General features: G+C 77.4%; 26 protein-coding genes. 19 read left to right on the forward strand and 7 right to left on the reverse strand.

The window, feature by feature from the left end; genetic code table 11:
• The first annotated feature begins 87 nt into the window (after window positions 1-87).
• The 7 genes from ACRYMN_RS02965 to ACRYMN_RS02995 all read left to right on the forward strand — a co-directional run bounded on the left by ACRYMN_RS02965 (window position 88) and on the right by ACRYMN_RS02995 (window position 7752).
• A complete protein-coding gene (locus ACRYMN_RS02965) occupies window positions 88-1119 on the forward strand; it encodes an ABC transporter ATP-binding protein (protein ID WP_432491805.1) in 1032 nt (343 codons plus the stop codon).
• Window positions 1116-1973 carry an ABC transporter permease gene (locus tag ACRYMN_RS02970; RefSeq protein ID WP_432491807.1) on the forward strand — a complete coding sequence of 286 codons (858 nt, stop codon included), beginning with the start codon at window positions 1116-1118 and terminating at the stop codon, window positions 1971-1973. The genes ACRYMN_RS02965 and ACRYMN_RS02970 overlap by 4 nt, the downstream gene beginning before the upstream one ends.
• A 186-nt stretch (window positions 1974-2159) precedes the next feature.
• Window positions 2160-2801 (forward strand): bifunctional 4-hydroxy-2-oxoglutarate aldolase/2-dehydro-3-deoxy-phosphogluconate aldolase, encoded by a 642-nt coding sequence (locus tag ACRYMN_RS02975; RefSeq protein ID WP_432491809.1) that lies wholly within the window; start codon window positions 2160-2162, stop codon window positions 2799-2801.
• Window positions 2798-3745, forward strand: coding sequence for a carbohydrate kinase family protein (locus ACRYMN_RS02980; protein ID WP_432491811.1), 948 nt, complete (start codon window positions 2798-2800; stop codon window positions 3743-3745). Before ACRYMN_RS02975 ends, ACRYMN_RS02980 begins: the two co-directional genes overlap by 4 nt.
• Window positions 3746-3999: 254 nt before the next feature.
• A complete protein-coding gene (locus ACRYMN_RS02985; RefSeq protein WP_432491813.1) occupies window positions 4000-6504 on the forward strand; it encodes an ATP-dependent Clp protease ATP-binding subunit in 2505 nt (834 codons plus the stop codon).
• Between the two features lie 118 nt (window positions 6505-6622).
• Window positions 6623-7177, forward strand: coding sequence for an amino-acid N-acetyltransferase (locus ACRYMN_RS02990; protein WP_432491815.1), 555 nt, complete (start codon window positions 6623-6625; stop codon window positions 7175-7177).
• An 83-nt stretch (window positions 7178-7260) separates the two neighbouring features.
• On the forward strand, window positions 7261-7752 hold the full coding sequence (locus ACRYMN_RS02995; protein ID WP_432491817.1) for a gluconokinase: 492 nt from the start codon (window positions 7261-7263) through the stop codon (window positions 7750-7752).
• Window positions 7753-7798: 46 nt separating this feature from the next.
• Here ACRYMN_RS02995 and ACRYMN_RS03000 read toward each other — a convergent pair whose 3' ends face one another.
• Window positions 7799-8719 (reverse strand): HhH-GPD family protein, encoded by a 921-nt coding sequence (locus ACRYMN_RS03000; protein WP_432491819.1) that lies wholly within the window; start codon window positions 8717-8719, stop codon window positions 7799-7801.
• 160 nt (window positions 8720-8879) lie between these two features.
• Here ACRYMN_RS03000 and ACRYMN_RS03005 point away from each other — a divergent pair, with 160 nt between their 5' ends.
• Window positions 8880-9566, forward strand: coding sequence for a hypothetical protein (locus tag ACRYMN_RS03005; protein ID WP_432491821.1), 687 nt, complete (start codon window positions 8880-8882; stop codon window positions 9564-9566).
• A gap of 54 nt (window positions 9567-9620) precedes the next feature.
• Here ACRYMN_RS03005 and disA read toward each other — a convergent pair whose 3' ends face one another.
• The 3 genes from disA to ACRYMN_RS03020 form a co-directional block, all read right to left on the reverse strand.
• Window positions 9621-10814 (reverse strand): DNA integrity scanning diadenylate cyclase DisA, encoded by a 1194-nt coding sequence (gene disA / locus ACRYMN_RS03010; RefSeq protein ID WP_432491823.1) that lies wholly within the window; start codon window positions 10812-10814, stop codon window positions 9621-9623.
• Window positions 10738-12213 carry a DNA repair protein RadA gene (gene radA / locus ACRYMN_RS03015; protein WP_432491825.1) on the reverse strand — a complete coding sequence of 492 codons (1476 nt, stop codon included), beginning with the start codon at window positions 12211-12213 and terminating at the stop codon, window positions 10738-10740. Before radA ends, disA begins: the two co-directional genes overlap by 77 nt.
• A 146-nt stretch (window positions 12214-12359) precedes the next feature.
• The gene (locus tag ACRYMN_RS03020; RefSeq protein WP_432491827.1) at window positions 12360-12725 is read right to left on the reverse strand and encodes a hypothetical protein; all 366 of its coding nucleotides are present in this window, start codon (window positions 12723-12725) and stop codon (window positions 12360-12362) included.
• Window positions 12726-12869: 144 nt separating this feature from the next.
• On the opposite strand from ACRYMN_RS03020, the gene ACRYMN_RS03025 reads away from it, so the two are divergent.
• Window positions 12870-14072: a GGDEF domain-containing protein gene (locus ACRYMN_RS03025; RefSeq protein ID WP_432491829.1), complete on the forward strand. Its 1203-nt coding sequence runs from the start codon at window positions 12870-12872 to the stop codon at window positions 14070-14072.
• Between the two features lie 9 nt (window positions 14073-14081).
• Here the strand turns inward: ACRYMN_RS03025 and ACRYMN_RS03030 are convergent, their stop codons facing one another.
• The gene (locus ACRYMN_RS03030; protein ID WP_432491831.1) at window positions 14082-14783 is read right to left on the reverse strand and encodes a class I SAM-dependent methyltransferase; all 702 of its coding nucleotides are present in this window, start codon (window positions 14781-14783) and stop codon (window positions 14082-14084) included.
• 4 nt (window positions 14784-14787) lie between these two features.
• Complete coding sequence (locus ACRYMN_RS03035; protein ID WP_432491833.1) at window positions 14788-15618, reverse strand: DUF3109 family protein; 831 nt, start codon at window positions 15616-15618, stop codon at window positions 14788-14790.
• Between the two features lie 113 nt (window positions 15619-15731).
• Between ACRYMN_RS03035 and ACRYMN_RS03040 the strand changes: the two genes are divergently transcribed.
• From ACRYMN_RS03040 to ACRYMN_RS03065, 6 genes are all read left to right on the forward strand, one after another.
• Complete coding sequence (locus ACRYMN_RS03040; protein WP_432491835.1) at window positions 15732-16706, forward strand: Ppx/GppA phosphatase family protein; 975 nt, start codon at window positions 15732-15734, stop codon at window positions 16704-16706.
• 10 nt (window positions 16707-16716) lie between these two features.
• Window positions 16717-17541, forward strand: coding sequence for a sugar phosphate isomerase/epimerase family protein (locus ACRYMN_RS03045; RefSeq protein WP_432491837.1), 825 nt, complete (start codon window positions 16717-16719; stop codon window positions 17539-17541).
• 41 nt (window positions 17542-17582) lie between these two features.
• Window positions 17583-18350: a pyrroline-5-carboxylate reductase gene (gene proC, locus ACRYMN_RS03050; protein WP_432491883.1), complete on the forward strand. Its 768-nt coding sequence runs from the start codon at window positions 17583-17585 to the stop codon at window positions 18348-18350.
• A 151-nt stretch (window positions 18351-18501) separates the two neighbouring features.
• Window positions 18502-19617, forward strand: coding sequence for an acetoin utilization protein AcuC (locus ACRYMN_RS03055; RefSeq protein ID WP_432491885.1), 1116 nt, complete (start codon window positions 18502-18504; stop codon window positions 19615-19617).
• A gap of 167 nt (window positions 19618-19784) precedes the next feature.
• Window positions 19785-19985, forward strand: coding sequence for a helix-turn-helix domain-containing protein (locus tag ACRYMN_RS03060; RefSeq protein WP_432491839.1), 201 nt, complete (start codon window positions 19785-19787; stop codon window positions 19983-19985).
• Window positions 19986-20113: 128 nt separating this feature from the next.
• The gene (locus ACRYMN_RS03065) at window positions 20114-20212 is read left to right on the forward strand and encodes a 30S ribosomal protein bS22 (RefSeq protein WP_012085056.1); all 99 of its coding nucleotides are present in this window, start codon (window positions 20114-20116) and stop codon (window positions 20210-20212) included.
• Window positions 20213-20302: 90 nt separating this feature from the next.
• Here ACRYMN_RS03065 and ACRYMN_RS03070 read toward each other — a convergent pair whose 3' ends face one another.
• A complete protein-coding gene (locus tag ACRYMN_RS03070) occupies window positions 20303-21109 on the reverse strand; it encodes an HAD family hydrolase (protein ID WP_432491841.1) in 807 nt (268 codons plus the stop codon).
• Window positions 21110-21178: 69 nt separating this feature from the next.
• Between ACRYMN_RS03070 and ACRYMN_RS03075 the strand changes: the two genes are divergently transcribed.
• The 4 genes from ACRYMN_RS03075 to hemC all read left to right on the forward strand — a co-directional run bounded on the left by ACRYMN_RS03075 (window position 21179) and on the right by hemC (window position 24789).
• Window positions 21179-21448 carry a glutaredoxin family protein gene (locus tag ACRYMN_RS03075; protein WP_432491843.1) on the forward strand — a complete coding sequence of 90 codons (270 nt, stop codon included), beginning with the start codon at window positions 21179-21181 and terminating at the stop codon, window positions 21446-21448.
• A 195-nt stretch (window positions 21449-21643) separates the two neighbouring features.
• Window positions 21644-22417 carry a redox-sensing transcriptional repressor Rex gene (locus tag ACRYMN_RS03080; protein WP_432491845.1) on the forward strand — a complete coding sequence of 258 codons (774 nt, stop codon included), beginning with the start codon at window positions 21644-21646 and terminating at the stop codon, window positions 22415-22417.
• The gene (locus tag ACRYMN_RS03085) at window positions 22418-23752 is read left to right on the forward strand and encodes a glutamyl-tRNA reductase (protein WP_432491847.1); all 1335 of its coding nucleotides are present in this window, start codon (window positions 22418-22420) and stop codon (window positions 23750-23752) included.
• The gene (gene hemC, locus ACRYMN_RS03090) at window positions 23749-24789 is read left to right on the forward strand and encodes a hydroxymethylbilane synthase (protein ID WP_432491849.1); all 1041 of its coding nucleotides are present in this window, start codon (window positions 23749-23751) and stop codon (window positions 24787-24789) included. The genes ACRYMN_RS03085 and hemC overlap by 4 nt, the downstream gene beginning before the upstream one ends.
• Window positions 24790-24894 lie beyond the last annotated feature (105 nt).

A 24894-nucleotide genomic window follows, 5' to 3' on the forward strand; every position in this document is an offset into this window, starting at 1 on the left:
GCCCACCCGGTCGACCGATGCCGCCGCGCCGCGCGGTGCGGCAGGCTCGGGGCCGTCCCGCTCACGACCACCAGGGAGGGCCCGCTCATGATCGAAGCGGTCGGCCTGCGCAAGGTGTACGGCAAGAAGGTGGCCGTGCACGACCTCAGCTTCACCGTCCGGCCCGGCATCGTCACGGGCTTCCTCGGTCCCAACGGCTCGGGCAAGTCCACCACCATGCGGATGGTCCTGGGCCTGGACCGCCCCACCGCCGGGCACGTCCTCGTCGACGGGCGCCCCTTCGCCGAGCACCGCGCCCCGCTCTCCGCGATCGGCGCCCTGCTGGACGCCAAGGCCGTGCACACCGGCCGCTCGGCGCTGAACCACCTGCGGGCGATGGCCGCCACCGCCGGGATCCCGCGCCGGCGCGTGGACGAGGTGATCGACCTCGTGGGCCTGCGCGAGGTGGCCTCCAAGCGCGCCGGCGGCTTCTCCCTGGGCATGGGCCAGCGCCTGGGCATCGCCTCCGCGCTGCTGGGCGACCCGTCGACCGTGATGTTCGACGAGCCCGTCAACGGCCTGGACCCCGACGGCATCCTGTGGATCCGCAACCTCATGAAGGACCTCGCCGCGCAGGGCCGGGCGGTCTTCGTCTCCTCGCACCTGATGAGCGAGATGGCGCTGACGGCGCACCACCTGGTCGTCATCGGCCGCGGCCGGCTCATCGCCGACGAGAGCGTGCAGTCCTTCGTCGACCGGGTGCAGCCGCGCGGGGTGGTCGTGCGCTCCCCGCAGGTGGAGGAGCTGACGGAGCTGGTGCGCGCGGCCGGCGGCACGCTGCGCCCGCTCGAGGACGGCTCCTTCGACGTGCGCGAGCTCAGCGCCGAGCGCATCGGCGACGCGGCGGCCGCGCGCGGCGTCGCCCTGCACGAGCTGACCACCGTCAAGGCCTCCCTGGAGGACGCGTTCATGGAGCTGACCGCCGGCGCCCTGGAGTACCAGGCCCACGCGCCCGGCACCGGGCTCACCACCGGACCCGGCACCGGGCCCACCACCGGACCCGCCGACGGGTCCGCCGCCGTCCCGCCGCCGGTCAGCGCCGAGCGCGCCCGGCCCGTCGCCGAGGAGGTGTCGCGGTGAGCAGCGCGACGACCGAGCGCAGCGCCCCGGGCGCACCCGTGCCGCAGTACGTGCCCACCGAGCACCGGGTGACCTTCGCGGGCCTGCTGCGCTCGGAGTGGATCAAGTTCTGGAGCGTGCGCTCCGTGGTGACGACCATGCTGGTCTCCGTCGTGGCGATCGTCGGCCTGGGCGCGCTGCTGTCGTGGGCGGTGGCCTCCTCGCTGGCCGACCCCGGCGCCGGGCGCACGCCCGGCCCGCCCGGCATCGACGCCACCGGCGCCTCCCTGCAGGGCGCGCAGCTGGCCAGCCTGGCCCTGGCCGCCGTCGGCGTCATCGTGATCGCCGGGGAGTACTCCACCGGCATGGTGCGCACCTCCTTCACCACCGCCCCCGGGCGCCTGGGCGTGTACGCGGCCAAGGCCCTGGTCCTGGCGGTGTCGGTGGCCGTCGTCGCCGGGCTGGCCGTCTTCGCGGCCTTCTTCGTCGGCCAGGCGGTGCTGGACACCCAGGACGCCGGCGCCTCGATCGGCGACGACGGCGTGCTGCGGGCCGTGCTCGGCCACGTGGCGATGGTCGTGGGCTTCGCGCTGGCCGGCCTGGGGCTGGGGGCGCTGCTGCGCAACTCCGCGGGCGCCATCTGCACGGTCGTGGCCGCGATCTTCGTGGTGCCGCTGCTGCTGATGGCCCTGCCGGAGTCCTGGGGCGGGGAGGAGGTGCGCGCCTACTGGTTCAGCAACACCGTCACCAACGTCACGACGGTGCCGCAGCAGGCCGAGTTCCTCGGCGTCGGGGCCGGCCTGGCGGTCTTCGCCGCCTGGGTGGCCGTCCTGCTGGGGCTGGGGGCCGCGGCCCTGAGGAGCCGGGACGTCTGAGCCTCGCGGGGCGGGGCGTGCGAGCACGAGGAGGGGCCGCGCGGGGCCTTGACCGTGATCGCGGACCTCCGCAGGCTGTGCGCACGAGGAGCGCGCGGACCGGCTCGAGGGTGACGGTCCACGGGCTCGCCCGTCGGGACCGCCACCGCCGTCCCGTCGCCGGCCGCACCCGTGGAGGACCCCGCCGTGACCGCTCCCGCCCCGGCCCTGGGCGCCGCCGGGCTGATCGAGGCCCTGCGCCCCGTCCCGCTGCTGCCGGTGCTGCGCCTGTCCAGCGCCGAGGAGGCCGTGGCCCTGTCCGCGCGCCTGGTCGGGGCGGGGCTGCGCGTGCTGGAGCTGACGGCGACGACGCCCGGCTGGGACGAGGCGGTGCGGGCCGTGCGGGCCGAGCACCCGGACGCGGTGGTCGGCGTCGGCACGGTCACCACCGCCGCCGACGCCGAGCGGGCGCTGGCGGCGGGGGCGCGCTTCCTCGTCAGCCCGTGGCCGGCCCCGCACGTGCGGCCCGTGGCCGCCGCCGCCGGGGCCGCCTTCCTCGAGGGCGGCTGCACCCCCGCGGAGGTGGCCGACGCGGTCTCGCGCGGCCCGGCGAAGGTGTTCCCCGCCCACCTGGGCGGGCCCGCATACGTGCGCTCCCTGCTGGCGGTGCTGCCCGGCGCGCACCTCGTGCCCACCGGCGGGGTGCGCCTGGAGGACGTGCCGCAGTGGCTGGCCGCCGGGGCGGTCGCGGTGGGCATCGGCTCGGACCTGACCGCCCCGGGCGACGTGGGCGAGCGGGTGCGCGAGCTGCTGGCCCGCACCCGCGGCGCCGGGGACGGGCGCGCGTGAGCACCTTCGACGTCCTGGTCCTGGGGGAGGTGCTCGTGGAGCTGTCCGCCCCCGGCGACCTGCACGACGGCGCCGAGCTGCGCCTGGGCTTCTCCGGCGACGCGCTCAACGCCGCCGCCGCGGCCGCCGCGGCCGGGGCGCGCACGGCGCTGCTGGCGCGCGTGGCCGACGACGAGCTCGGCGCTGCCCTGGAGCAGCGGGTCGCCGCCCTGGGGGTGAGCACCGAGCTGCTGCGGCGCGTGCCGGGCCAGCACGGGGTGTACTTCGTCGCCGCGGACCCGAGCGGGCAGCGCGAGTTCGTCTACGTGCGCCGCGGCAGCGCCGGCTCCACCCTGGAACCGGCCGACGTGGACGCCGCCCGGGTGCAGGACGCCGGCGTGGTGCTGGCCGGGGGCATCGCCGCGGCCGTGTCCGCCTCCGCCGCCGCCGCGGTCGAGCACGCCGCCCGGCGCGCGCGCCGCTTCGTGTACGACCCGAACTTCCGCCCGCGCCTGACGAGCGCGCAGGACGCCGCCGCCGCGCTGGCGCGCGTGGCACCCCACGCGGAGGTCGTCACCCCCGCCTGCCCGGGGGAGACCTCGGCGCTGCTGGGCACGGACGACCCGGTGGAGGGCGCGCGCCGGGTGCGCGCGCTCGGCGCGCGGGTCGCGGCGGTCACCCGCGGCGCCGACGGGGTGCTGCTCGACGACGGCTCCGGCCCGCTGCACGTGCCGCCGCTGCCGCCGCCGGCGCTGGTGGACCAGACCGGCGCGGGCGACACCCTCGTCGGCACCGTCGCGGCCCGCCTGGCGCTGGGCGACGACGTGGTGACGGCGGTGCGGCTGGGGTGCGCGGCCGCGTCGCTGTCCCTGCGGGGGCGCGGCGGCACCGGGCACCTGCCCCCGCTGGCCGAGACCCGCGCGCACCTGACCGCCCACGCGGGGCCGGCGGGCGGGCGCCGCTGACGGGTGGGCCGGGGAGGGGCCGGGGAGGGGCCAGGGGGGACCGGGAGGGGGCCGGGGAGGGTACGCCAGCAGCGAACGACCTGGCGGAACAGCACCTCCCGGGCGCAGGTTGGTCCAGGAGACGGGGTCGCGACCCCCTCACGGACGCCCGCGGCGACGCGGACGGGGTGAAGGTGTCGTGGCCCGGGTCTAGCATCGGAGTGGTCCGTGGGGGACAGCCCCCCGAGGACCCGACCACCCGCGAGGAGCGCCGCATGTTCGAGAGGTTCACCGACCGCGCCCGACGGGTCGTCGTCCTGGCCCAAGAAGAGGCCCGGATGCTCAACCACAACTACATCGGGACCGAGCACATCCTGCTCGGCCTGATCCACGAGGGCGAAGGCGTCGCCGCCAAGGCCCTCGAGTCGCTGGGCATCTCCCTGGACGCGGTCCGCGAGCAGGTCCAGGAGATCATCGGCCAGGGCCAGCAGGCCCCGTCCGGTCACATCCCCTTCACCCCCCGCGCCAAGAAGGTGCTCGAGCTGTCCCTGCGCGAGGCGCTGCAGCTCGGCCACAACTACATCGGGACCGAGCACATCCTGCTCGGCCTCATCCGCGAGGGCGAGGGCGTCGCCGCCCAGGTCCTCGTGAAGCTCGGCGCCGACCTCAACCGCGTGCGCCAGCAGGTCATCCAGCTCCTCTCGGGCTACCAGGGCAAGGAGCCCGCCACCGCCGGCGGGCCGCAGGAGGGCACCCCCTCCGGCTCCCTGGTCCTGGACCAGTTCGGCCGCAACCTCACCCAGGCCGCCCGCGAGGGCAAGCTGGACCCGGTCATCGGCCGCGACCCGCAGATCGAGCGCGTCATGCAGGTCCTGTCCCGGCGCACCAAGAACAACCCGATCCTCATCGGCGAGCCCGGCGTCGGCAAGACCGCCGTCGTCGAGGGCCTGGCGCAGTCCGTCGTGCGCGGTGAGGTGCCCGAGACTCTCAAGGACAAGCAGATCTACACCCTCGACCTCGGCGCGCTCGTGGCGGGCTCCCGCTACCGCGGCGACTTCGAGGAGCGGCTGCGCAAGGTCCTCAAGGAGATCCGCACCCGCGGCGACATCATCCTGTTCATCGACGAGATCCACACCCTCGTGGGTGCGGGTGCCGCCGAGGGCGCCATCGACGCCGCCAGCATCCTCAAGCCCATGCTGGCCCGCGGCGAGCTGCAGACCGTCGGCGCCACCACGCTGGACGAGTTCCGCAAGCACATCGAGAAGGACCCGGCCCTGGAGCGGCGCTTCCAGCCCATCCAGGTCCCCGAGCCCACGCTCCCGCACGCCATCGAGATCCTCAAGGGCCTGCGCGACCGCTACGAGGCGCACCACCGCGTCTCCATCACGGACGCCGCGCTGGTGGCGGCCGCGACGCTGGCCGACCGCTACGTCAACGACCGCTACCTGCCCGACAAGGCGATCGACCTCATCGACGAGGCGGGCGCGCGCCTGCGCATCCGCCGCATGACCGCTCCGCCGGACCTGCGCGAGTTCGACGAGCGCATCGCCGACGTGCGCCGCGAGAAGGAGTCCGCGATCGACGCGCAGGACTTCGAGAAGGCGGCCTCGCTGCGCGACAAGGAGAAGAAGCTCCTGGCGCAGAAGGGCGAGCGCGAGAAGCAGTGGAAGTCCGGCGACATGGACGTCATCGCCGAGGTCGACGAGGAGCTGATCGCGGAGGTCCTGGCCACGGCCACGGGCATCCCGGTCGTCCGGCTGACCGAGGAGGAGTCCACGCGCCTGCTCAACATGGAGGCCGAGCTCCACAAGCGCGTCATCGGCCAGAACGACGCGATCAAGGCGCTGTCCCAGGCCATCCGGCGCACCCGCGCCGGCCTGAAGGACCCCAAGCGCCCCGGTGGCTCGTTCATCTTCGCCGGCCCCACCGGCGTCGGGAAGACCGAGCTGGCCAAGGCGCTGGCGGAGTTCCTCTTCGGCGACGAGGACTCGCTCATCCAGCTCGACATGAGCGAGTTCTCCGAGAAGCACACCGTCTCGCGGCTGTTCGGCTCCCCGCCCGGCTACGTCGGCTACGAGGAGGGCGGCCAGCTCACCGAGAAGGTGCGCCGCAAGCCGTTCTCGGTCGTGCTGTTCGACGAGGTGGAGAAGGCCCATCCGGACATCTTCAACTCGCTGCTGCAGATCCTCGAGGACGGTCGCCTGACCGACTCGCAGGGCCGCGTGGTGGACTTCAAGAACACCGTGATCATCATGACCACCAACCTCGGCACCCGGGACATCTCCAAGGGCGTCGGCACCGGTTTCGCGGCGGGCAGCCAGACCGTCCAGACCAACTACGACCGCATGAAGGCCAAGGTCAACGACGAGCTCAAGCAGCACTTCCGCCCCGAGTTCCTCAACCGCGTCGACGACATCGTCGTCTTCCCGCAGCTCACGCAGGACGAGATCGTCCAGATCGTCGACCTGTTCGTGAAGCGGGTGGACGACCGCCTCAAGGACAAGGACATGGGCATCGAGCTCACCCCGTCCGCCAAGAGGCTGCTGGCGACGCGCGGGTACGACCCCGTGCTGGGCGCGCGGCCGCTGCGCCGCACCATCCAGCGCGAGATCGAGGACGTGCTGTCCGAGAAGATCCTCTTCGGGGAGCTGCGCACCGGCCAGATCGTCTCGGTGGACACCGAGGGTGAGGGCGCGGAGGCGAAGTTCACCTTCGAGGGCACCAGCAAGGAGGACGTGCCGGTCACGCTCTCGCTGGACAAGTCCGCCGACGGCCAGTGACGGCCTGACGCACGACCACGACGGCCCGGCACCCCCGCGGGGGGTGCCGGGCCGTCGTCGTCCCCGCCCGCGTCACCCGGCGGGGCCGGGCCCGGCCGCCTCTGCCAGGATCGGCGCTGTGAGCGGCACCCCACGCGTCCGGCCGGCGCGCACCGCCGACGTGCCGGCGGTGCGCGAGCTCGTGGAGGAGTACGCGCGCCGGCGCATCCTGCTGGCCAAGGAGCTGATCACCCTCTACGAGTCGGTGCAGGAGTTCGTCGTCGCCGAGGTCGACGACCCCGCCGCGCCCGGCGGCACCCGCGTCGTGGGCTGCGGCGCGGTGCACGTGCTGTGGGAGGACCTCGCCGAGGTGCGCACCCTGGCCGTGGACCCCTCGGTGCGCGGGCGCGGGGTCGGGCACCTGCTGCTCGAGGCCCTGCTCGCCCGCGCCGCCGACCTCGGCGTGCGCCGGCTGTTCTGCCTGACCTTCGAGACCGCCTTCTTCGCCGCGCACGGCTTCCACGAGATCGACGGCACCCCGGTGGAGCCGCAGGTGTACGCGGAGATGCTGCGCTCGCACGACGAGGGCGTGGCGGAGTTCCTGGACCTGGCCAGGGTCAAGCCCAACACGCTCGGCAACACCCGGATGCTGCGGATCGCCGCCGCGGCCGAGCTCGAGGAGGCAGCGCCCTGAGCACCCCCGACCCCACCGGCCCCACCGGCCCCACCGCCGAGCCCGCCGCCGAGCCCGCCGCCGGCCCGGTCGCGCTCGTCGTCATGGGCGTCTCCGGCAGCGGCAAGACCACCGTGGCCCGCGGCGTCGCGCAGCGGCGCGGCTGGGAGTTCGCCGAGGGCGACGACTTCCACCCGCCGGCCAACGTGGCGAAGATGCGCTCGGGGACCCCGCTGCAGGACGAGGACCGCTGGCCGTGGCTGCGCGCCGTGGGCGCCTGGATCGGCGAGCGCGAGGCGCTGGGGCGCTCGGTGGTCGTCACCTGCTCCGCGCTCAAGCGCTCCTACCGCGACCTGCTGGCCGAGGGCCGCCCGGCGGTGCGCTTCTGCGAGCTCGTGGTGCCCGAGGACGTCCTGGCCGAGCGCCTGGCGCACCGCACCGGGCACTACATGCCCGCCTCGCTGCTGCGCAGCCAGCTGGCCACCCTGGAGGACCTGCAGCCGGACGAGCCGGGCTTCCGCGTCTCCACCCTGGGCGGACCCGACGCGGTGGTCGCCGAGGTGCTGCGCCGCCTGGAGGTGCTGCGCCCCCTGTGAGCCCCGCTCGCCGGAGCCCGCCCGCGCGGGCGGGGGAGCGGCGCCGTCAGGAGGAGGGCAGCGCGAAGCGCCCGTCCGCCAGGGGCTCGACGAGCCCGTCGGCGACCAGGCCGTCCAGGCAGCGCGCGCGCTGGGCCGCGTCGGTGGTCCAGGCCGCCTCCAGCTCGCCCGCGCCCACGGGGCCGTCGGCGGCGCGCAGCACCGCCAGCAGCCGCCCGCGCACCTGCCGGTCGGTGCCGGCCCAGCGCTGCACCCGCTTGGCCGGGCCGTCGTGCGCGGGGCGCCCGGCGGCCACCCACGCGCAGCGGTCCAGCAGCGGGCAGGCCGGGCAGCGCGGGGAGCGGGCCGTGCACACCAGCGCCCCCAGCTCCATGACCCCCACCGACCAGCGCGCCGCCGTGGCCGGGTCCTGCGGCAGCAGCGCCTCGGCCAGGCGGGTCTCACCGGCCGTCAGGGCGGGCGCGGGCTCGGCGGCGCCGCCGACCGCGCGCGCCTGCACGCGCCGGACGTTGGTGTCGACGACGGCGTGCCGGCGGCGGAAGGCGAAGGCGGCCACGGCCGCGGCGGTGTAGGCGCCCACGCCGGGCAGCGCCAGCAGCGCGGCGTGGTCCTCGGGCACCTCGCCGCCGTGCTCGGCGGTCAGGGCCGTGGCGGCGGCGTGCAGGCGCAGCGCCCGGCGCGGGTAGCCGAGCCGGTCCCAGGCGCGCACCGCCTCCCCGGGCGCGTCGGCGGCCAGCGCCGCGGGCGTCGGCCAGCGCTGCAGCCACTCGCGCCAGCGCGGCAGCACCCGCGCCACCGGCGTCTGCTGGAGCATCACCTCGCTGACGAGCACCCCCCACGGCGAGCAGCCGGGCTCGCGCCAGGGCAGGTCGCGCGCCTCGGCGGCGTACCAGTCCAGGACGGCGCGGTGCAGGCCGTCCAGGGTCGCGGGGTCCTGGGGGGTGGCGGGCGCGGGCGTGCTGGGCATCGCGCGGATCCTCGCACGCGCCCGGCGCGGCGCCGCCTCCCCCCGCAGCCCTCGGCGCACCGTGGTCGTGCGAGCACCTGGGGTCACGGCGGGGCGACACGCCGCCGCGGGGCGGCGCGCCTGCCCGCCACCCCCGCGCGCTGCGCCTACCTTCGCTGCGGTGAGCAGCGTGCTGCACCCCGTCGGCCCCGAGCGCCGGGCGACCTACTGGCGACGTCGCCTGGTGGCCGTCCTCGTCCTCGTCGTGCTCCTCGGCGCGCTCGCCCTGGGCGTGCGCGCCCTGCTGCCGCAGGCGCCCGCCGGGGCGGCCGCCGCCCGCCTGGACCCCGCGCGGGTCTCGCCCACCGCGGTGGCGGCCACGCCCTCCCCGGAGCCCACCGCCGGCGCCACCGCGGACGACACCACCGACGCCACCGCCCCGGCCACCGCCGCCGCGAGCACCCCGGCGGAGACCGGGCCGTGCGCGGGCGAGGCGCTGGAGGTCGTGCTCACCACCGACGCCCCCACCTACGGGCCGGGCGTGACGCCGCGCTTCGCGCTCACGGTGCGCAACGCCTCGGACGTGCCCTGCACCGCGGAGGTCGGCAGCGGCACGCGCTCCTTCGTCGTCGAGGACGCCTCGGGCGCGCGGGTGTGGTCCACCGACGACTGCCAGGAGGCCACCTCGGCGCAGGTGCGCGAGCTGGAGCCGGAGGGCACGCGCTCGATGACGACCGCGTGGTCGCGCCAGCGCTCCGCGGCGGGCTGCCCCGAGGACCAGCCGGCCGCCGGGCCGGGCACCTACACCGTGCGCGCGACCTGGGGCGAGCGCTCCGCCGAGCCGGTCGCGATCAGCCTCGCGGGCTGACGCGCCGCCCGGCGCGCGGGCCCGTTCGCGGCGGGCCCGTTCGTGGCGGCCGGGTCAGACGTAGCGCTCGAGGATGCTGGACTCCGCCAGCCGGGACAGGCCCTCGCGCACTGCGCGGGCGCGCTGCTCGCCGACGCCGTCGACCGTCATGAGGTCGTCGATCCCCGCGGCCAGCAGCTTCTGCAGGTCGCCGAACTGGTCCACCAGGCGCTCGACGATCGCGCCGGGCAGGCGCGGCACCCGGTGCAGCAGGCGGAAGCCGCGCGGGCTGACCGCGGAGTCCAGGGAGTCGCCGCCCACGGAGAAGCCGAGCACCCGCGCCACCTGGCTGAGGTCGACCAGCTCCGTGGAGTGCAGCTGGGCCAGGGAGTCCAGCACGACCTCCAGCGGGCCCTCGTGCCGGCCGGACTCCAGGTAGTCGCGCACCACCAGCTCGCGGTCCGGGCCGACGCCGCCGATCAGCTCGTCCAGCTGCAGGGACAGCAGCCGCCCGTCCACGCCCAGCTCTACGACGTAGCCGGCGATCTCGTCGGCGATGCGCCGGACCATCTCGATGCGCTGCACCACCGAGCAGACGTCGCGGACGGTGACGAGGTCCTCGATCTCCAGCGCGGACAGCGTGCCGGTGACCTCGTCCAGGCGGGCGCGGTAGCGCTCCAGCGTCTGCAGCGCCTGGTTGGCCCGGCCCAGGATGGCGTCGGAGCCCTCCAGCACGTAGCGGCGCGAGCCCACGTACACCGCGACGATGCGCATGGACTGCGAGACGGAGATGACCGGGTAGCCGGTCTGCTTGGCCACCCGCTCGGCCGTGCGGTGCCGGGTGCCGGACTCGCTGGTCTCGATGGAGGAGTCCGGCACCAGCTGCACGGCCGCGCGCAGGATGCGGCTGACGTCGCGGTCGCAGACGATCGCGCCGTCCATCTTGGCCAGCTCCCGCAGGCGGGTGGCGGAGAACTCCACGTCCAGCGCGAAGCCGCCGGTGCTCAGCGCGTCCACGACGCGGTCGAAGCCCAGCACGATCAGCGCGCCCGTGCGCCCGCGCAGGATGCGCTCGAGGCCGTCGCGCAGCTCGGTGCCGGGGGCGACGGCCGCCAGCGTCGCGCGCAGGATCTCCTCGGGAGTGCGGTCTGCGGTCGCCACCGGTCCTCCCTCCGGACGTGTCGGCGGGAGTCTAGCGGCGGGACCGCTCCCGCCCGCCGCGCCCTTCCCCGCGGCCCCCGCCGGAGCCGTCGGCACCACCGGCACCACCGGCACCGTCCTCGTCGCCCGCGCCCATGCCGGCGTGCACGACCGCCTCGGCCAGCGTGGCGGCCTCCAGGACGCGCACGCCCGCCGGCGCCTTGCCCTCGGGCACCGAGCCGGCCGGCACCACGGCGGTGGTGAAGCCCAGCCGGGCGGCCTCGGCCAGCCGGCGCGGCACGCCCGTCACCCGGCGCACCTCCCCGGCCAGGCCGACCTCGCCGAAGGCGACCAGGCCCGCGGGCAGCGGCTGGTCCACCGCGGCGCTGGTCACGGCCAGCGCCGCGGCGAGGTCCACGGACGGCTCGGTGAGCTTCACGCCGCCGACGGTGGCGACGTAGGTGTCGCGGTTGCCCAGCGCCACGCCCAGGCGCCGCTGCAGCACCGCCAGCACCATCGCCACGCGGCTGGACTCCAGCCCGCCGGTGACGCGGCGGGCGTTGCCGGCGGAGGTGTCCGTGGCCACCAGGGCCTGCAGCTCGGCCAGCAGGGGCCGGCGCCCCTCCAGCGTCACCGTGATGCAGGTGCCCGGCACGGGCTGCGGGGTGCTGGAGACGAACAGGCCGCTGGGGTCGGGCAGGCCGACGATGCCGTCCTCGCCGAGGTCGAAGCAGCCGACCTCGTCGGTGGGCCCGTAGCGGTTCTTCACCGCGCGCAGCAGCCGCAGCCGCGAGTGCCGCTCGCCCTCGAACTGGCAGACCACGTCCACCAGGTGCTCCAGGGTGCGCGGGCCGGCGATCGAGCCGTCCTTGGTGACGTGGCCGACCAGCAGGGTGGCCGTGCCGCGCCGCTTGGCCACGGCGATGAGCGCACCGGCGACCTCGCGCACCTGCGAGACGCCGCCCGCGGCGCCCTCCACCTGCGCGGAGGCCACCGTCTGCACCGAGTCGACCACCAGCAGGTCCGGCTCGGCCTGCTCCACGTGGCCCAGCACGGTGGCCAGGTCGGTCTCCGAGGCCAGCAGCAGCCGCGGGTGCAGGGCGCCGATGCGCTCGGCGCGCAGGCGCACCTGCGCGGCCGACTCCTCGGCCGTCACGTAGAGCACGGTGCGCCCGCCGGCGGCCACCCGCGCCGCGGCGTCCAGCAGCAGCGTGGACTTGCCCACGCCGGGCTCGCCGGCCATGAGGACCACCGCACCCGGCACCAGGCCGCCGCCGAGGACACGGTCGAGCTCGTCCACGCCCGTGGGCGCGGCCCGGGCGGCCTCGACGTCCACCTCGCCGATGGGGCGGGCCGGCTCGCGCACCTGCGCGGGCACCGTGGTGCGCACCGCCGGGGCACCGGCCTCCTCCACCGAGCCCCACGCCTGGCACTCGCCGCAGCGGCCCACCCACTTGGCCGTGGTCCAGCCGCACTCGGCGCAGCGGTACGTCGGCTTGGCGGGGCGGGCGGGGCTCTTCACGGGCACGGTCGACACCGTAGGCGCCGCCCCCGACACGCCCCGGCCGACGGGCCGGGCGCCCCCGGCCGGTCGCCCCGGCCCGGGCGCGAGCGGCCCGGACGCGACGGGACCCGCCGCCCCGAGGGGGTGGCGGGTCCGCGGCGCTCGGGGGGTCAGCTGCCGTAGAGCGTCTTCATCGTCGTCATGAGCAGGCCCAGCACGCCCAGCACGAAGCTGGGCACGAACGCGATGATGGCCGCGCCGATGCTGCCGGTCTTGCGGTAGAGCAGGTACGCGGAGAACACCATGACCAGCGCGCCGACGGCGGTGAACGCCAGGCCGAGCACGATGCGGGTGTTCGAGGCGCCCTGGTAGGGGTCGTAGCCCAGCAGGGCCAGCGGCACCAGGGAGCCGATGAGCAGGCCGGCGAGCCAGATCAGCAGCGCCACCACGGTGCCGCGCTCCGGCTTCGACCAGCGGATGGGCGCGGTGGCCCGCTGCTCCTCGTGGCGCGCGGGCGGGGCCGAGTGCGTGCTCATGGGCACATCATCCACGCTGCGGCGCCCCGGCGGCCACCCCGGGTGCGTCCCGGGTGAGCCCCGGACGCGGCCGGCGCCGCGCACCGTGCGCCGCCCGGGTGACACCGGCTGCGCGCACCCCGCCGGCGTGCCGATGCACCCGGGGTGAGCAGCGGTGGCGCCGGCCCCGGCGGGAGCGCGCCCCGGCGCCCGCACGGGCTCCTCGGCGGGGTGCGCCGCTTCCCGCCCGCGCGCGAGCGCGCCTTCCAGGCCGGGCGCGGCGCCGCCCGCTCGCGCTCCTTCGTCCTGACCGCCCTGGCCGGGGTGGTGATCTTCGACCTGTACGCGCTGCTCGACGCGGCCTTCGCCCCGCAGGTGCTCGGGCTCTCGCTGGCGCTGCGCCTGGGCGTGGTCACGCCCGTCACGCTGCTGGTGCTGGTGGTCCGCGCCCGGCGCCTGGCGCGCTGCCCCGGCTCGCGCGCCGAGGGTCCCCTGGTGGCGCTCACGGCCGCCCTGCAGGTGGCGTGCCTGGGCGTGGTCAGCGCCGCGGGGCCGCCCGACCTCGCCGGCGCGTACTTCCTCGGCGCGCACGTGCTCGTCCTGCTCCACGTCGTGCTGCTGCGCTCGGACGCCCGGCACGCGGCCCTGGTGGCCGGCACGCTGCTCGTGGCGTTCGCCGTCGCCGAGCTCGCGGCCGCGGACGTGGACCCGGTGCTCAGCGCGGCCAGCCTGGTCTCCGTGGCCGTCAGCGGCGCCTTCGGGGTCTCGATGGCCGTGGGGCTGGAGTCCAGCGAGCGCGCCGCGTCCACGGCCCGCGAGCGCGAGGCGGAGCTGGTGGCCGAGCAGTCCCGGCTCATCGCGGCCCTGGCCTCCGCGAACGCCGAGCTGGCCGAGACCGCCCGGCGCGACGGGCTCACGGGGCTGCTCAACCGCCGGGGCCTCGACGAGCGGCTGCGCGCCCCGGGCGCGGCCGCGCACCACCTCGTCATGCTCGACGTGGACCACTTCAAGGCGTACAACGACCGCTGCGGCCACGAGGGCGGCGACGAGTGCCTGCGCCGCGTCGCCGCGGCGCTGAGGGCGGCGCTGCGCCCCGGCGACGCGCTGGCCCGCTTCGGCGGCGAGGAGTTCACCGCGCTGCTGCACGACGGCGACGCGGCCGGCGCCCGCGCGAGCGCCGAGCGCCTGCGCGCCGCGGTGCGCGCGCTGCAGCTGCCCCACCCGGCGCGCCCGGACGGGGTGGGCGTGGTCACCGTCAGCGTCGGCGTCGCCTCCGGCGGGACGACGGCCACGCTGCTCGGGCGCGCCGACGCGGCCCTGTACGCGGCGAAGTCCGCCGGGCGCGACCGCGTCCGGGTGGCGCCGTGAGCGGCGCCCTCACCAGCGGCGGTGCCGCAGCACGACCGCGTAGTCCACGCGCAGGCCCTCGTGCGCCGCGAGGAACCGCGCGGCCAGGGCGGGGGTGAACTCGATGCGCACCACCGCCTCGAGGTCCTCGCGCCGCTCGAACTCCCACGCCACGTCCAGGCGCTCGCACGCCCAGCCGCGGCGGGCGAAGAAGCGGTCCACCGCCGCCTGGTCGTAGCCGGGCAGCGCCGTGGAGAACCACCCGCCGAACGTCGAGCGGGTGGCGTCGTTGTCCACCACGAACGCGGCCCCGCCCGGGCGCACCACCCGGTCCAGCTCGGCCAGGCCCGGCTCGCAGCCCGGGCCGAAGAAGTACGCCCAGCGCGCGTGCGCGACGTCGACGCTGGCGTCGGGCAGCGGCAGCGCCCCCGCCGCGCCGTGCAGCACCCGGACCCCCGGCAGGCCGCGCACCCGCTCCAGCGCCCGGCGCAGCAGCGGCGGGTGCGGCTCGACGCCGGTGACGCTGCGCGCGGCGGCCGCGAAGCGCGGCAGGTGGAAGCCCGTGCCGCAGCCCACGTCGAGCACGTCGGCGCCGTCCCAGCCGCGCACCGCCGCCATCGCCGCCTCGATGCGCCCGCCGCGGTCGACGGCGAGGTTCTCCAGCTCGTAGACGTCGGGGGAGCCCCACACGTTCGGGCTGGGGACCACCCCGGGCGGGTCCGCGGGGCTCACCGGCTCACCGGCGCGCGCGCCGGCGGTCGGCCGGGTGCACCGTCAGCGGCAGCAGCCGGCGGTGCTCGCCGCCGGAGCGCGTGCGCGCCACCAGCGCCTCGCAGTGCCGGGCCAGCTCCTCGTAGGCGCCGTCGCCGACCAGCTCGCGCAGCTCCGCCTCGGCGCTGCGGAAGAGCGGGCGGGTGCCCACGTGCGCGGCCGGGTTGGAGGTGCAGTACCAGTCCAGGTCGTGCCCGCCCTCGCCCCAGCCGCGGCGGTCGTACTCGGTGATCGTCACCTCGAGGTACTCGGTGCCGTCGCCGCGGGTGACGGTGCGGTAGGAGCGCTTCAGCGGCAGCTGCCAGCACACGTCGGGCTTGAGGGTCAGCGGCTGCACCCCCTCCGTCACGGCCAGCAGGTGCAGCGCGCAGCCGGCGCCGGCGGCGAAGCCGGAGCGGTTGGCGAAGACGCAGCCGCCGTCCAGCACGCGCGTCTTGCGCGCGCCGTCCTCCACCTCCGTCCAGCCGCCGGCGCGGCCCTCCTCGACGTGCTGCCAGGTGGCCGGCGTCAGGCGCTGCACGGCCGCGGCCACCCGCTCCTCGTCGGCGGGCTCGGTGAAGTGCGCGCCCAGCGCGCAGCAGCCGACGTCCGGGGCGTCGGCGTGGATGCCGGGGCAGCCGGCGCCGAAGATGCACGTGTAGTCCGACGTCAGCCACGTCAGGTCGCAGCGGTAGACGGTGCCCGGCGGGGCCAGCGGGTCCTCGGCGACGTCGGCCGGCTCGGGGAACTCCACCCACAGCCGGGGACCGTCCAGCGGCGTCTCGCTCACCGGGTCGGGCAGGGGGGCGACGGGCACCGCACGAGGGTAAGCGCGCCGGCGGGCGGGGCGGTGGGCGCGCGGTGGGCACGCGCGGCGGGCGCCCCGCCGCGCGTGCGGCGCCGCCGCCGCGGTCCCCTAGGGTCTCGCCCATGCGCTTGGGCGTCCTGGACGTGGGTTCGAACACCGTGCACCTCCTCGTGGTGGACGCCCACCCCGGCGCGCACCCGCTGGCGGCGGACTCCACCCGCCGGCTGCTGCGCCTGGCCGAGCACCTCGACGCCTCCGGCGCGGTCAGCGCCGAAGGCGTCGCCGCGCTGACGGAGGCCGTCGAGGAGGCCGCGCGCGCCGCCGAGGACGCCGGCGTGGAGGAGCTGCTGGCCTTCGCCACCTCCGCCGTGCGCGACGCCACCAACGGCGAGGAGGTCCTCGCGCACGTCGCCGAGCGCACCGGCGTGCGCCTGGAGGTGCTGCCCGGCACCGCCGAGGCGGACCTGACGTTCCTGGCGGTGCGCCGCTGGTACGGCTGGTCGGCCGGCCGGCTGCTCGTGCTCGACATCGGCGGCGGCTCGCTGGAGGTCGCCGCGGGCCTGGACGAGGCGCCGGACGTGTCGTTCTCCCTGCCCCTGGGCGCCGGGCGCCTGACCCGCGACCGCCTGCCCGGCGACCCCCCGTCGAAGGAGGCGGTGCGCGAGGTGCGCCGGTACGTGCGCCAGCAGATCGCCGCCCGCGTGCGCGACGTCACCCGCGTCGGCGCCCCGGACGCGGTGGTCGTCACCAGCAAGACGTTCCGCAGCCTGGCGCGGCTGTGCGGCGCCGCCCCCAGCGCCGAGGGCCCGCGGGTGCGCCGGGTGCTGCGGCTGGCGGACCTGAGCGAGCGCGTGCCGGAGCTGGCGGGCACGACGCACGCCCAGCGCGCCCAGCTGCCCGGCGTGGCGGTCGAGCGGGCCCCGCAGCTGCTGGCCGGCGCCCTCGTCGCCGAGGCCGCCTTCGAGCTGTTCGGCGTGGAGGAGGCGCTCGTGGGCCCCTGGGCGCTGCGCGAGGGGATCATCCTGCGCCGCCTGGACGCCACCGCCGCCGAGCGCGGCGCGGTGCCGGGAGCGCGCGCGGGAGCGGGGGCGCTCTAGGTTGGAGGGCATGGACCTCCAGCACGGCGGGCCGATCCCGGTCGGGTTGTCGACCTCCTGCTCCTACCCGGAGTCGACCACCGCCGCCTTCGAGATCGCGTCCCGCCTGGGCTACGACGGCGTGGAGGTCATGGTCTGGACCGACCCGGTCAGCCAGGACGCCCGTGCCCTGCAGCGCCTCGTGGAGCACTTCGGCGTGCCGGTGGTCTCGGTGCACGCCCCCACGCTGCTGCTGACCCAGCGCATCTGGGGCCGCGGCGACCCGTGGGGCAAGCTGGAGAGGTCGTGCGAGCTGGCCGCCGAGCTGGGCGCGGGCACGGTGGTGGTGCACCCGCCGTTCCGCTGGCAGCGCGAGTACGCGGCCGGGTTCGTCGAGGGCGTGCGCGAGCTGGAGGAGCGCTCCGGGGTGCTGCTGGCGGTGGAGAACATGTTCCCCTGGCGCGCGCGCGGCCGCGAGGTCGTCGCGTACGCGCCCGGCTGGGACCCCACCGGCGTGGACTACCGGCACCTGACGCTGGACCTCTCGCACGCGGCCACCTCCGGGCGCGACTCCCTGGAGCTGGCGCACGCCTTCGGCGGGCGGCTGGCGCACGTGCACCTGTGCGACGGCTCCGGCTCCCTCAAGGACGAGCACCTCGTGCCCGGCGACGGCGCGCAGCCGTGCGCGGAGGTGCTGCACCACCTGGCCGCCACCGGCTTCACCGGCGGGGTCGTCGCCGAGGTCAACACCCGCCGCGCGCGCGGGCGCGCGGCGCGCGAGCGCGAGCTGGCCCGCACCCTGGAGTTCGCCCGCCGGCACCTGGCGCCGGCGCCGGTGGGGGAGGGCAGCGCGTGAGCGCCCGGCCCGGCCCGCTGGCCCTGGTGGGCGCCGGGGTGATGGGGCAGGCGCTGCTGGGCGGGTGGCTGCGCGCCGGCCGCGCGCCCGGCGACGTGCTGGTGGTGGACCGCCGCGCCGGGCGCGCGGCGGAGCTGCGCGAGCGCTTCGGGGTGCGGGTGGTCGAGGACCCCGCGGCCGTGCGCGAGGCCGCCACCGTGGTGGTGGCCGTCAAGCCGCAGGACCTGCCCGACCTGCTGGGCTCGCTCTCCCCGCACCTGGCGCCCGGCGCGCTGGTGGTCTCGCTGGCCGCCGGCGTGACCACCGCCGTGATCGAGGCGCACCTGCCCGCGGGCACCGCGGTGGTGCGCGCCATGCCCAACACCCCCTCGAAGGTCGACGAGGGCATGGCCGGGCTGGCCGGGGGCCGGGCGTGCACGGACGCGGACCTGGCCGAGGCGGAGGACCTGCTGCGCGCGTGCGGGCGCACCGTCGTGCTGGCCGAGAAGCACATGGACGCGGTCACGGCCCTGTCCGGCTCCGGCCCGGCGTACGTCTTCTACCTGGTGGAGGCGATGGTCGAGGCCGGCGTGCTGCTGGGCCTGCCGCGCGCGACGGCCACCGAGCTGGTCGTGCAGACCGTCGTGGGCGCGGGGGCGGTGCTGCGCGGCACCGGCGAGCACCCCACCGTGCTGCGCGAGCAGGTCACCTCCCCGGCGGGCACCACGGCCGCGGCGCTGCGCCGGCTCGACGAGGAGGGCGTGCGCGCGGCGCTGGTCTCCGCGGTCGAGGCGGCCTGGCGCCGCTCTCGGCAGTTGTCCGGGGACTGAGGGTGGCTAGGGTTCCCGCGTGCTCCCCGCCAGCCCCGCGCCGCGCACCCGCCCGCAGGCCCCCGCGGTGACGCCCGCGCCGGCCCCCGAGGACGTGCAGGTCGTGTGGGACCCCGTCTTCAACCGCTACGACTTCGGCCGCTGGCACCCGATGGCGCCGGTGCGCCTGGACCTGACCGCCCGGCTGTGCGCGGCGCTGGGCCTGTTCGGGGCGCCCGGGGTGCACGTGGTCTCCGCCCGCCCGGCCGACGACGACCTGCTGCGCACGGTGCACGAGCCGGAGTACGTGGCCGCGGTGCAGGCCGCCTCGGCGGACCCGCGCACCGCGCAGGCGGTCTTCGGCCTGGGCACCGAGGACGACCCGGCGTTCCCGGGGATGCACGAGGCGGCCGCGCGCATCGTGGGCGGCTCGGTGGACGCTGCGCGCGCGGTGCTGGCCGGGCGCGCGCAGCACGGGGTGAACTTCTGCGGCGGCATGCACCACGCCAAGCCGGGCTGCGCCAGCGGCTTCTGCGTCTACAACGACGCGGCGGCCGCCATCCGGGCGGTGCTCGACGAGGGCGCGCGCAGGGTGGTCTACGTCGACCTGGACTGCCACCACGGCGACGGCACCGAGGCGGTCTTCTGGGACGACCCGCGGGTACTGACGATCAGCGTGCACGAGTCGGGCACGACCCTCTTCCCGGGCACCGGCTTCCCCGACGAGCTGGGCGGCCCGGGTGCGCTGGGCTCGGCGGTGAACCTGGCCCTGCCGGCGGGCACGCGCGACGCGGGCTGGCTGCGCGCGGTGCACTCGGTGGTGCCGCAGCTGGTGGAGGCCTTCGAGGCGGACCTGCTGGTCACCCAGCACGGCTGCGACACCCACGCGCTGGACCCGCTGGGGCACCTGGTGCTCTCGGTGGACGCCCAGCGGGTGGCGGCGGCCTCGATGCACGCGCTGGCGCACTCGGCGGTCGGCGGGCGCTGGCTGGCGCTGGGCGGGGGCGGCTACGAGGTGGTCGACGTGGTGCCGCGCACCTGGGCGCACCTGGTGGCCGAGGCCGCGCACCGGCCGCTGGACCCGCTCACGCCGCTGCCGGCGCCCTGGCGCGAGCACGTGGCGCAGGTGGTGGGCCGCGACGCGCCGGCCACCATGACGGACGGCGCCGACGGGGCCTTCACCGGCTGGTCCTCCGGCTACGACCCCGACGACCCGGTGGACCGGGCCGTCCTGGCCACCCGCCGCGCCGCCTTCCCGCTGCACGGCCTGGACCCCGACTTCGACTGAGCGTAGCCGCAGGTCACTCGCTGCTCAGGTCACTCTCGGTGACTCAATGGACACGCATCTCTTCCACGGGCGTCACTCGTGCCCCTACAGTGGTGGGCGGGACGCGCCCCCACTCCCCGTCCGGGAGGCCGGCGGGCCGCTGGCGCGAGGTGGAAGGTGCTGTGGGGATGCCTGAGGACCGTCCGCTGTCCGACGTCCGGTTCCTGACCGTGGCGGAGGTGGCGTCGATGATGCGCGTGTCGAAGATGACCGTGTACCGGCTCGTGCACGGCGGCGACCTGCCCGCGGTGCGGGTCGGCCGCTCCTTCCGCGTGCCCGAGGACGCCGTGCACGAGTACCTGCGCCAGGCCTACGTCGACACCGCCTGACGCACCGCCCGGGCACGCCGCCCGGGCGGGCGGCTCGACGGGGCTCCCCGCCCCGGTACGATGGGGGACGGTTTGCCGCGTCAGCGCGGCCGTACGCGAGAACCACCCGTCGAGTGAGCGAGGACCCCTTGGGCTCTGTCATCAAGAAGCGCCGCAAGCGCATGGCGAAGAAGAAGCACCGCAAGCTGCTCCGCCGCACGCGCCACCAGCGTCGCAACAAGAAGTGAGCTGAGCACCACCGCCGGCACGGGCGGGTCCCCCCGGGGGCCCGCCCGTCCGCGTCCCCGGCCGTGTGCCCGGTGGTGTCCCCGGCGGCGTCAGCCGGCGCGGCGCACCAGCCCGGCCAGCGCCACCCCCGCGGCCGCGCCCAGCGCGGCGGCGCCGGCCCCCGCGCCGCCCGCGCGCACCGCCCAGCGCGCCGCGCGCCGCCACCGGCGCAGCTCGTGCACCTCCCAGCCGTGCCGCGCCGCGTGCCGGCGCAGCGCCCCGTCCGGGTTGACCGCCACCGCCCGGCCCACCGCCGTCAGCATCGGCAGGTCGTTGGCCGAGTCCGAGTAGGCCGTGCAGCGCGCCAGGTCCCAGCCGGCGCCCGCGGCCAGCGCCCGCACCGCCGCCGCCTTGGCCGGCCCGTGCAGCGGCTCGCCCACCAGGCGCCCGGTGTAGGTGCCCCCCACCGTCTCGGCCACCGTGCCCAGCGCGCCCGTCAGCCCCAGCCGGCGCGCCACCACCTCCGCCAGCTCCACCGGCGCCGCCGTCACCAGCCACACCTGCTCCCCGGCCGCCAGGTGCCGCTCGGCCAGCGCCCGCACCGCCGGGCGCACCTGCGCACCCAGGTGCTCGTCGTAGACCTCCTCGCCGATGGCGCGGATCTCCGCGCCGGAGTGCCCGGCCACGAACGCCAGGGCCAGGTCGCGCACCTCCACCAGGTGCCCGTGCACCTCCCCGCGCACCGCGAAGCGCAGCGCGCGGCGCGCGAAGCCGCCCAGCTCGCGGCGCGAGAAGAACCCCCGCGCGCGCAGGCCGCGCGCGAAGTGGAACATCGACGCGCCGCGCACGAGCGTGTTGTCGAGGTCGAAGAACGCGGCGGCGCGCGGGGCGGGCCCCGTCGCCCGGGCAGCGGCCACCCGCGCATCGTAGGCCGCCGCGCGCGCCCCGGCCGCGGCGCGCGCGGGGGCGGCGGGCACGATGGCCCCGTGCAGCAGGGGTCGGGGGTCGTGCTGGTCTCGCGCGCCGGGTGCCACCTGTGCGACGAGGGCCGCGAGGTGCTGCGCCGGGCTGCCGCGGCCGCCGGGCGCCCCTGGAGCGAGGTCGACGTGGACGCCGACCCCGAGCTGCTGCGGCGCTACTCCGACCGCGTGCCGGTGGTGCTGGTCGACGGCGTCGAGCGCGGCTTCGGGCGCCTGGAGGAGGCGCACCTGGCCGCCGCGCTGGCCGGGCGGCGCTGGTGGCGCCGCCGGCGCTGAGCGCCGCGCGGGCCGCGGGCGCCGGTGTGGCGAGGCAGACACCGCGCGACTTTGTGCACGCCTTCACAAACGCCTAGTCTGCTGGTGGCGCCGCCAGGACGGCGCTGCCGGCCACCAGGCCGGTGAACGGTCCGGCGAGCACGCCGGCGAGCGCGTACGAGGGTGCCGGGTCTGACCGCAGTGGACGAGCACGAGGTGACCAGCGCGCGCCGCGGCGCCGCGGACGGCAACACCCGTCCCCTGGTGGGCGGCGGTCCCGTCCCCGAGGCCACGGTCGCGCGCCTGCCGCAGTACCTGCGGGCCCTGGCGGCGCTGGCCGAGGCGGGCGCGCGCACCGTCTCCTCCGAGGCGCTCGCCGAGGCCGCCGGCGTCGGCTCGGCCAAGCTGCGCAAGGACCTCTCGCACCTGGGCAGCTACGGCACCCGCGGCGTGGGCTACGACGTCGCCGAGCTGCACCGCCACATCGCCGACCGGCTCGGGCAGGCGGCCAGCTGGCGCGTGGTCATCGTGGGCGTGGGCAACCTCGGCCACGCCCTGGCCGGCTACAGCGGCTTCGCCTCGCGCGGCTTCACGGTGGTCGGCCTCTTCGACGACGACCCCTCGGTGGTCGGGCGGGTCGTCGGCGGCCTGCGCGTGCGCCCCCTCGACGAGCTCGCCGAGGTCGCCGGCGAGCCCGGCTCGGCCATCGCCGTGCTGGCCGTGCCCGCGCGCAACGCCCAGCAGGTGTGCGACCGCCTCGTGGCGGCCGGCACCCGCAGCATCCTCAACTTCGCCCCGACCGTGCTGCGCGTCCCCGACGGCGTGGACGTGCGCAAGGTCGACCTCGCCTCGGAGCTCCAGATCCTCGCCTTCCACGCCCAGCGCCGGGCCGCCGGCGCCACCCCCGACGTCCCCGGGCGCGGTGCCGACGGCACCGGCGCCGCCCCGCTGCTGCCGCACGCGCTGCGCCGCGTCGAGGAGGTGGTCTGAGTGACCCTGATGGTCGTGGGCCTGTCCCACCGCACGGCGGCCCTGGAGGTCCTCGAGCGCGCCTCCCTGGACCCGGCCGCCGCGGCGAGCACGGTCTCCGCCGTGACGGCCTGCCCGCACGTGGAGGAGGCGTTCGTGCTCTCCACCTGCAACCGGGTGGAGGTCTACGCCGAGGTCACCCGCTTCCACGGCGGCGTGGCGGCCGTCGGCGAGGCGCTCTCGCGGCGCATCGGGCTGCCGCTGGACGAGCTGGGCGACCAGCTCTACGTGCACTACGAGGACGCCGGCGTCGAGCACCTCTTCCGGGTGGCGTGCGGGCTGGACTCCATGGCGGTGGGCGAGGCGCAGATCCTCGGCCAGCTGCGCTCGGCGCTGCGCGAGCTGCACGCCTCCGGGCGCGGCGGCGGCGCGCTGGACCGCCTGCTGCAGACGGCGCTGCGGGTGGGCAAGCGCGCCCACTCCGAGACCTCGCTGGACGCCGCCGGCGCCTCGCTGGTCGACGCCGCGATCGCGCGCGCCGAGGCCGTGCTCGGCCCCGTGGCCGGGCGCAGCGCGCTCGTCGTGGGCGCCGGCGCGATGAGCGCGCTGGCCGCCACCACGCTGGCCCGCGCCGGGATGGGCGTCGTGGTCGCCAACCGCACGCCCGAGCGCGCCGAGCGCCTGGCCGCCGCGGTGGGCGGGCGCGCCGCCGGCCTGGACGCGCTGCGCGCCGAGGTCGCCGCGGCCGACGTGGTGGTCAGCTGCACCGGCGCCGTCGGGCACGTGCTCGACGTCGCGGTGGTCGCCAGCGCCCTGCTGGACCGCCCGCACCGGCCCCTGCTGCTGGCCGACCTGGCCCTGCCGCGCGACGTGGACCCCGACGTGGCCACGCTGCCGGGCGCGCACCTGGTGGACCTGGAGGGCCTGGGCGCGGACCTGGCCGGCACGGCCGTGGCCGACGACCTGCGCGCGGTGCGCACCATCGTCACCGAGGAGGTCGCCGCCTACGCGGCCTCGCTGCGGGTGGCCGACGTGGCTCCCACCGTGGTGGCGCTGCGCGCGCAGGCCCGGCACGTGGTGGACACCGAGATGCGCCGCCTGGCCGGGCGCGTCGAGCTCGACGACGCCACCCGCGCCGAGGTGGACCGCGCCGTGCACCGCATCGTGGAGAAGCTGCTGCACACCCCCACCGTGCGGGTGAAGGAGCTGGCCGAGGAGCCCGGCGGCGCCGGGTACGCCGCGGCGCTGCGCGCCCTGTTCGACCTGGAGGTCGTCGGGGGCGCGGCCGGTGCGCCGCGCGCGGGCGGGGCGCCGCTGTCGGGCAGCGTCGCCGAGGCCGTGGGGAGGACCCCGTGACGCGCGCGCTGCGCCTGGGCACCCGGCGCAGCGCCCTGGCCACCACCCAGAGCGGCTGGGTCGCCGACGCGCTGCGCGCGCGCGGCACCGCCGTGGAGCTGGTGGAGATCACCACCCGCGGCGACACCGACCGCGCCCCGCTGGCCGTCATCGGCGGCACCGGCGTCTTCGTCTCCGCGCTGCGCGAGGCGCTGCTGGAGGGGCGGGTGGACCTGGCCGTGCACTCCCTGAAGGACCTGCCCACCGCCGCCGCCGAGGGCCTGGCGCTGGCCGCCGTGCCGGCCCGCGAGGACCCGCGCGACGTCCTCGTCGCCGCCGGCGGGCGCACGCTGGCGCAGCTGCCCGCGGGCGCGCGGGTGGGCACCGGCTCCCCGCGCCGGCGCGCGCTGCTGCTGGACGCGCGGGCGGACCTGCGGGTGGTCGCCGTGCGCGGCAACGTCGACACCCGCCTGGCGATGGTGACCTCCGGCGAGCTGGACGCGGTGGTGCTGGCCGCCGCGGGCCTGTCCCGGCTGGGGCGCCTGCACGAGGCTACCGAGCTGCTCGACGCCGCCGCGTTCGTGCCCGCCCCCGGCCAGGGCGCCCTGGCCGTGGAGTGCCGCGCCGACGACGCGGAGGTGCTCGCCGCCCTCGCGCCGCTGGACTCCCCGGCGGACCGCCTGGCCGTCCTCGCCGAGCGGCACCTGCTCGCGGGCCTGGAGGCCGGCTGCTCGGCGCCCGTGGGCGCCCACGCCGTCGCGCGCGGCGCCGGCCTGCACCTGACGGCCGCCGTGCAGGGCCCGCACGGCCTGGTGCGCCGGGAGGTCACCGCCCCGGCCGCCGACGCCCGCGCCGCCCGCGGCCTGGGCGAGCGCACCGCCGCGCAGCTGCTGGCCGGCCCGCTGGCCGGCGCGGCCCGCACCCCGGACCCCGCCGCCGGCCCCGCCCGGGCCGCCGCGGCACCCGCCCGCCCCGTCGCCGTCGGCGGCGGGGCGCAGGAGCACACCCCGGACCGAGCCCCGGCCGGTCCACGTCCCGACCCGGAGAGTGGCTCGTGAGCACGACGACGAACAGCCCGGTCCTCGAGACCGTCCAGCGCACCGGCGAGCTGCCGGCGGTGCCGGCGCCCGCCGCCGCCGCCCCGGAGGTCGAGGTCCTCACCG

Source organism: Kineococcus gypseus, from assembly GCF_050871305.1.
Classification (GTDB): Bacteria; Actinomycetota; Actinomycetes; order Actinomycetales; family Kineococcaceae; genus Kineococcus; species Kineococcus gypseus.

What these genes read in the sequence shown, in the direction of transcription:
- ACRYMN_RS02995 (WP_432491817.1), top strand. Translation starts at nt 7,261, where the DNA reads ATGGGCGTCTCCGGCAGCGGCAAGACCACCGTGGCCCGCGGCGTCGCG.
- ACRYMN_RS03020 (WP_432491827.1), bottom strand. Translation starts at nt 12,725, where the DNA reads ATGAGCACGCACTCGGCCCCGCCCGCGCGCCACGAGGAGCAGCGGGCC.
- ACRYMN_RS03040 (WP_432491835.1), top strand. Translation starts at nt 15,732, where the DNA reads ATGCGCTTGGGCGTCCTGGACGTGGGTTCGAACACCGTGCACCTCCTC.
- ACRYMN_RS03060 (WP_432491839.1), top strand. Translation starts at nt 19,785, where the DNA reads ATGCCTGAGGACCGTCCGCTGTCCGACGTCCGGTTCCTGACCGTGGCG.
- proC (WP_432491883.1), top strand. Translation starts at nt 17,583, where the DNA reads ATGGGGCAGGCGCTGCTGGGCGGGTGGCTGCGCGCCGGCCGCGCGCCC.
- ACRYMN_RS03045 (WP_432491837.1), top strand. Translation starts at nt 16,717, where the DNA reads ATGGACCTCCAGCACGGCGGGCCGATCCCGGTCGGGTTGTCGACCTCC.
- ACRYMN_RS02965 (WP_432491805.1), top strand. Translation starts at nt 88, where the DNA reads ATGATCGAAGCGGTCGGCCTGCGCAAGGTGTACGGCAAGAAGGTGGCC.
- ACRYMN_RS03000 (WP_432491819.1), bottom strand. Translation starts at nt 8,719, where the DNA reads ATGCCCAGCACGCCCGCGCCCGCCACCCCCCAGGACCCCGCGACCCTG.
- ACRYMN_RS03055 (WP_432491885.1), top strand. Translation starts at nt 18,502, where the DNA reads ATGGCGCCGGTGCGCCTGGACCTGACCGCCCGGCTGTGCGCGGCGCTG.
- ACRYMN_RS02985 (WP_432491813.1), top strand. Translation starts at nt 4,000, where the DNA reads ATGTTCGAGAGGTTCACCGACCGCGCCCGACGGGTCGTCGTCCTGGCC.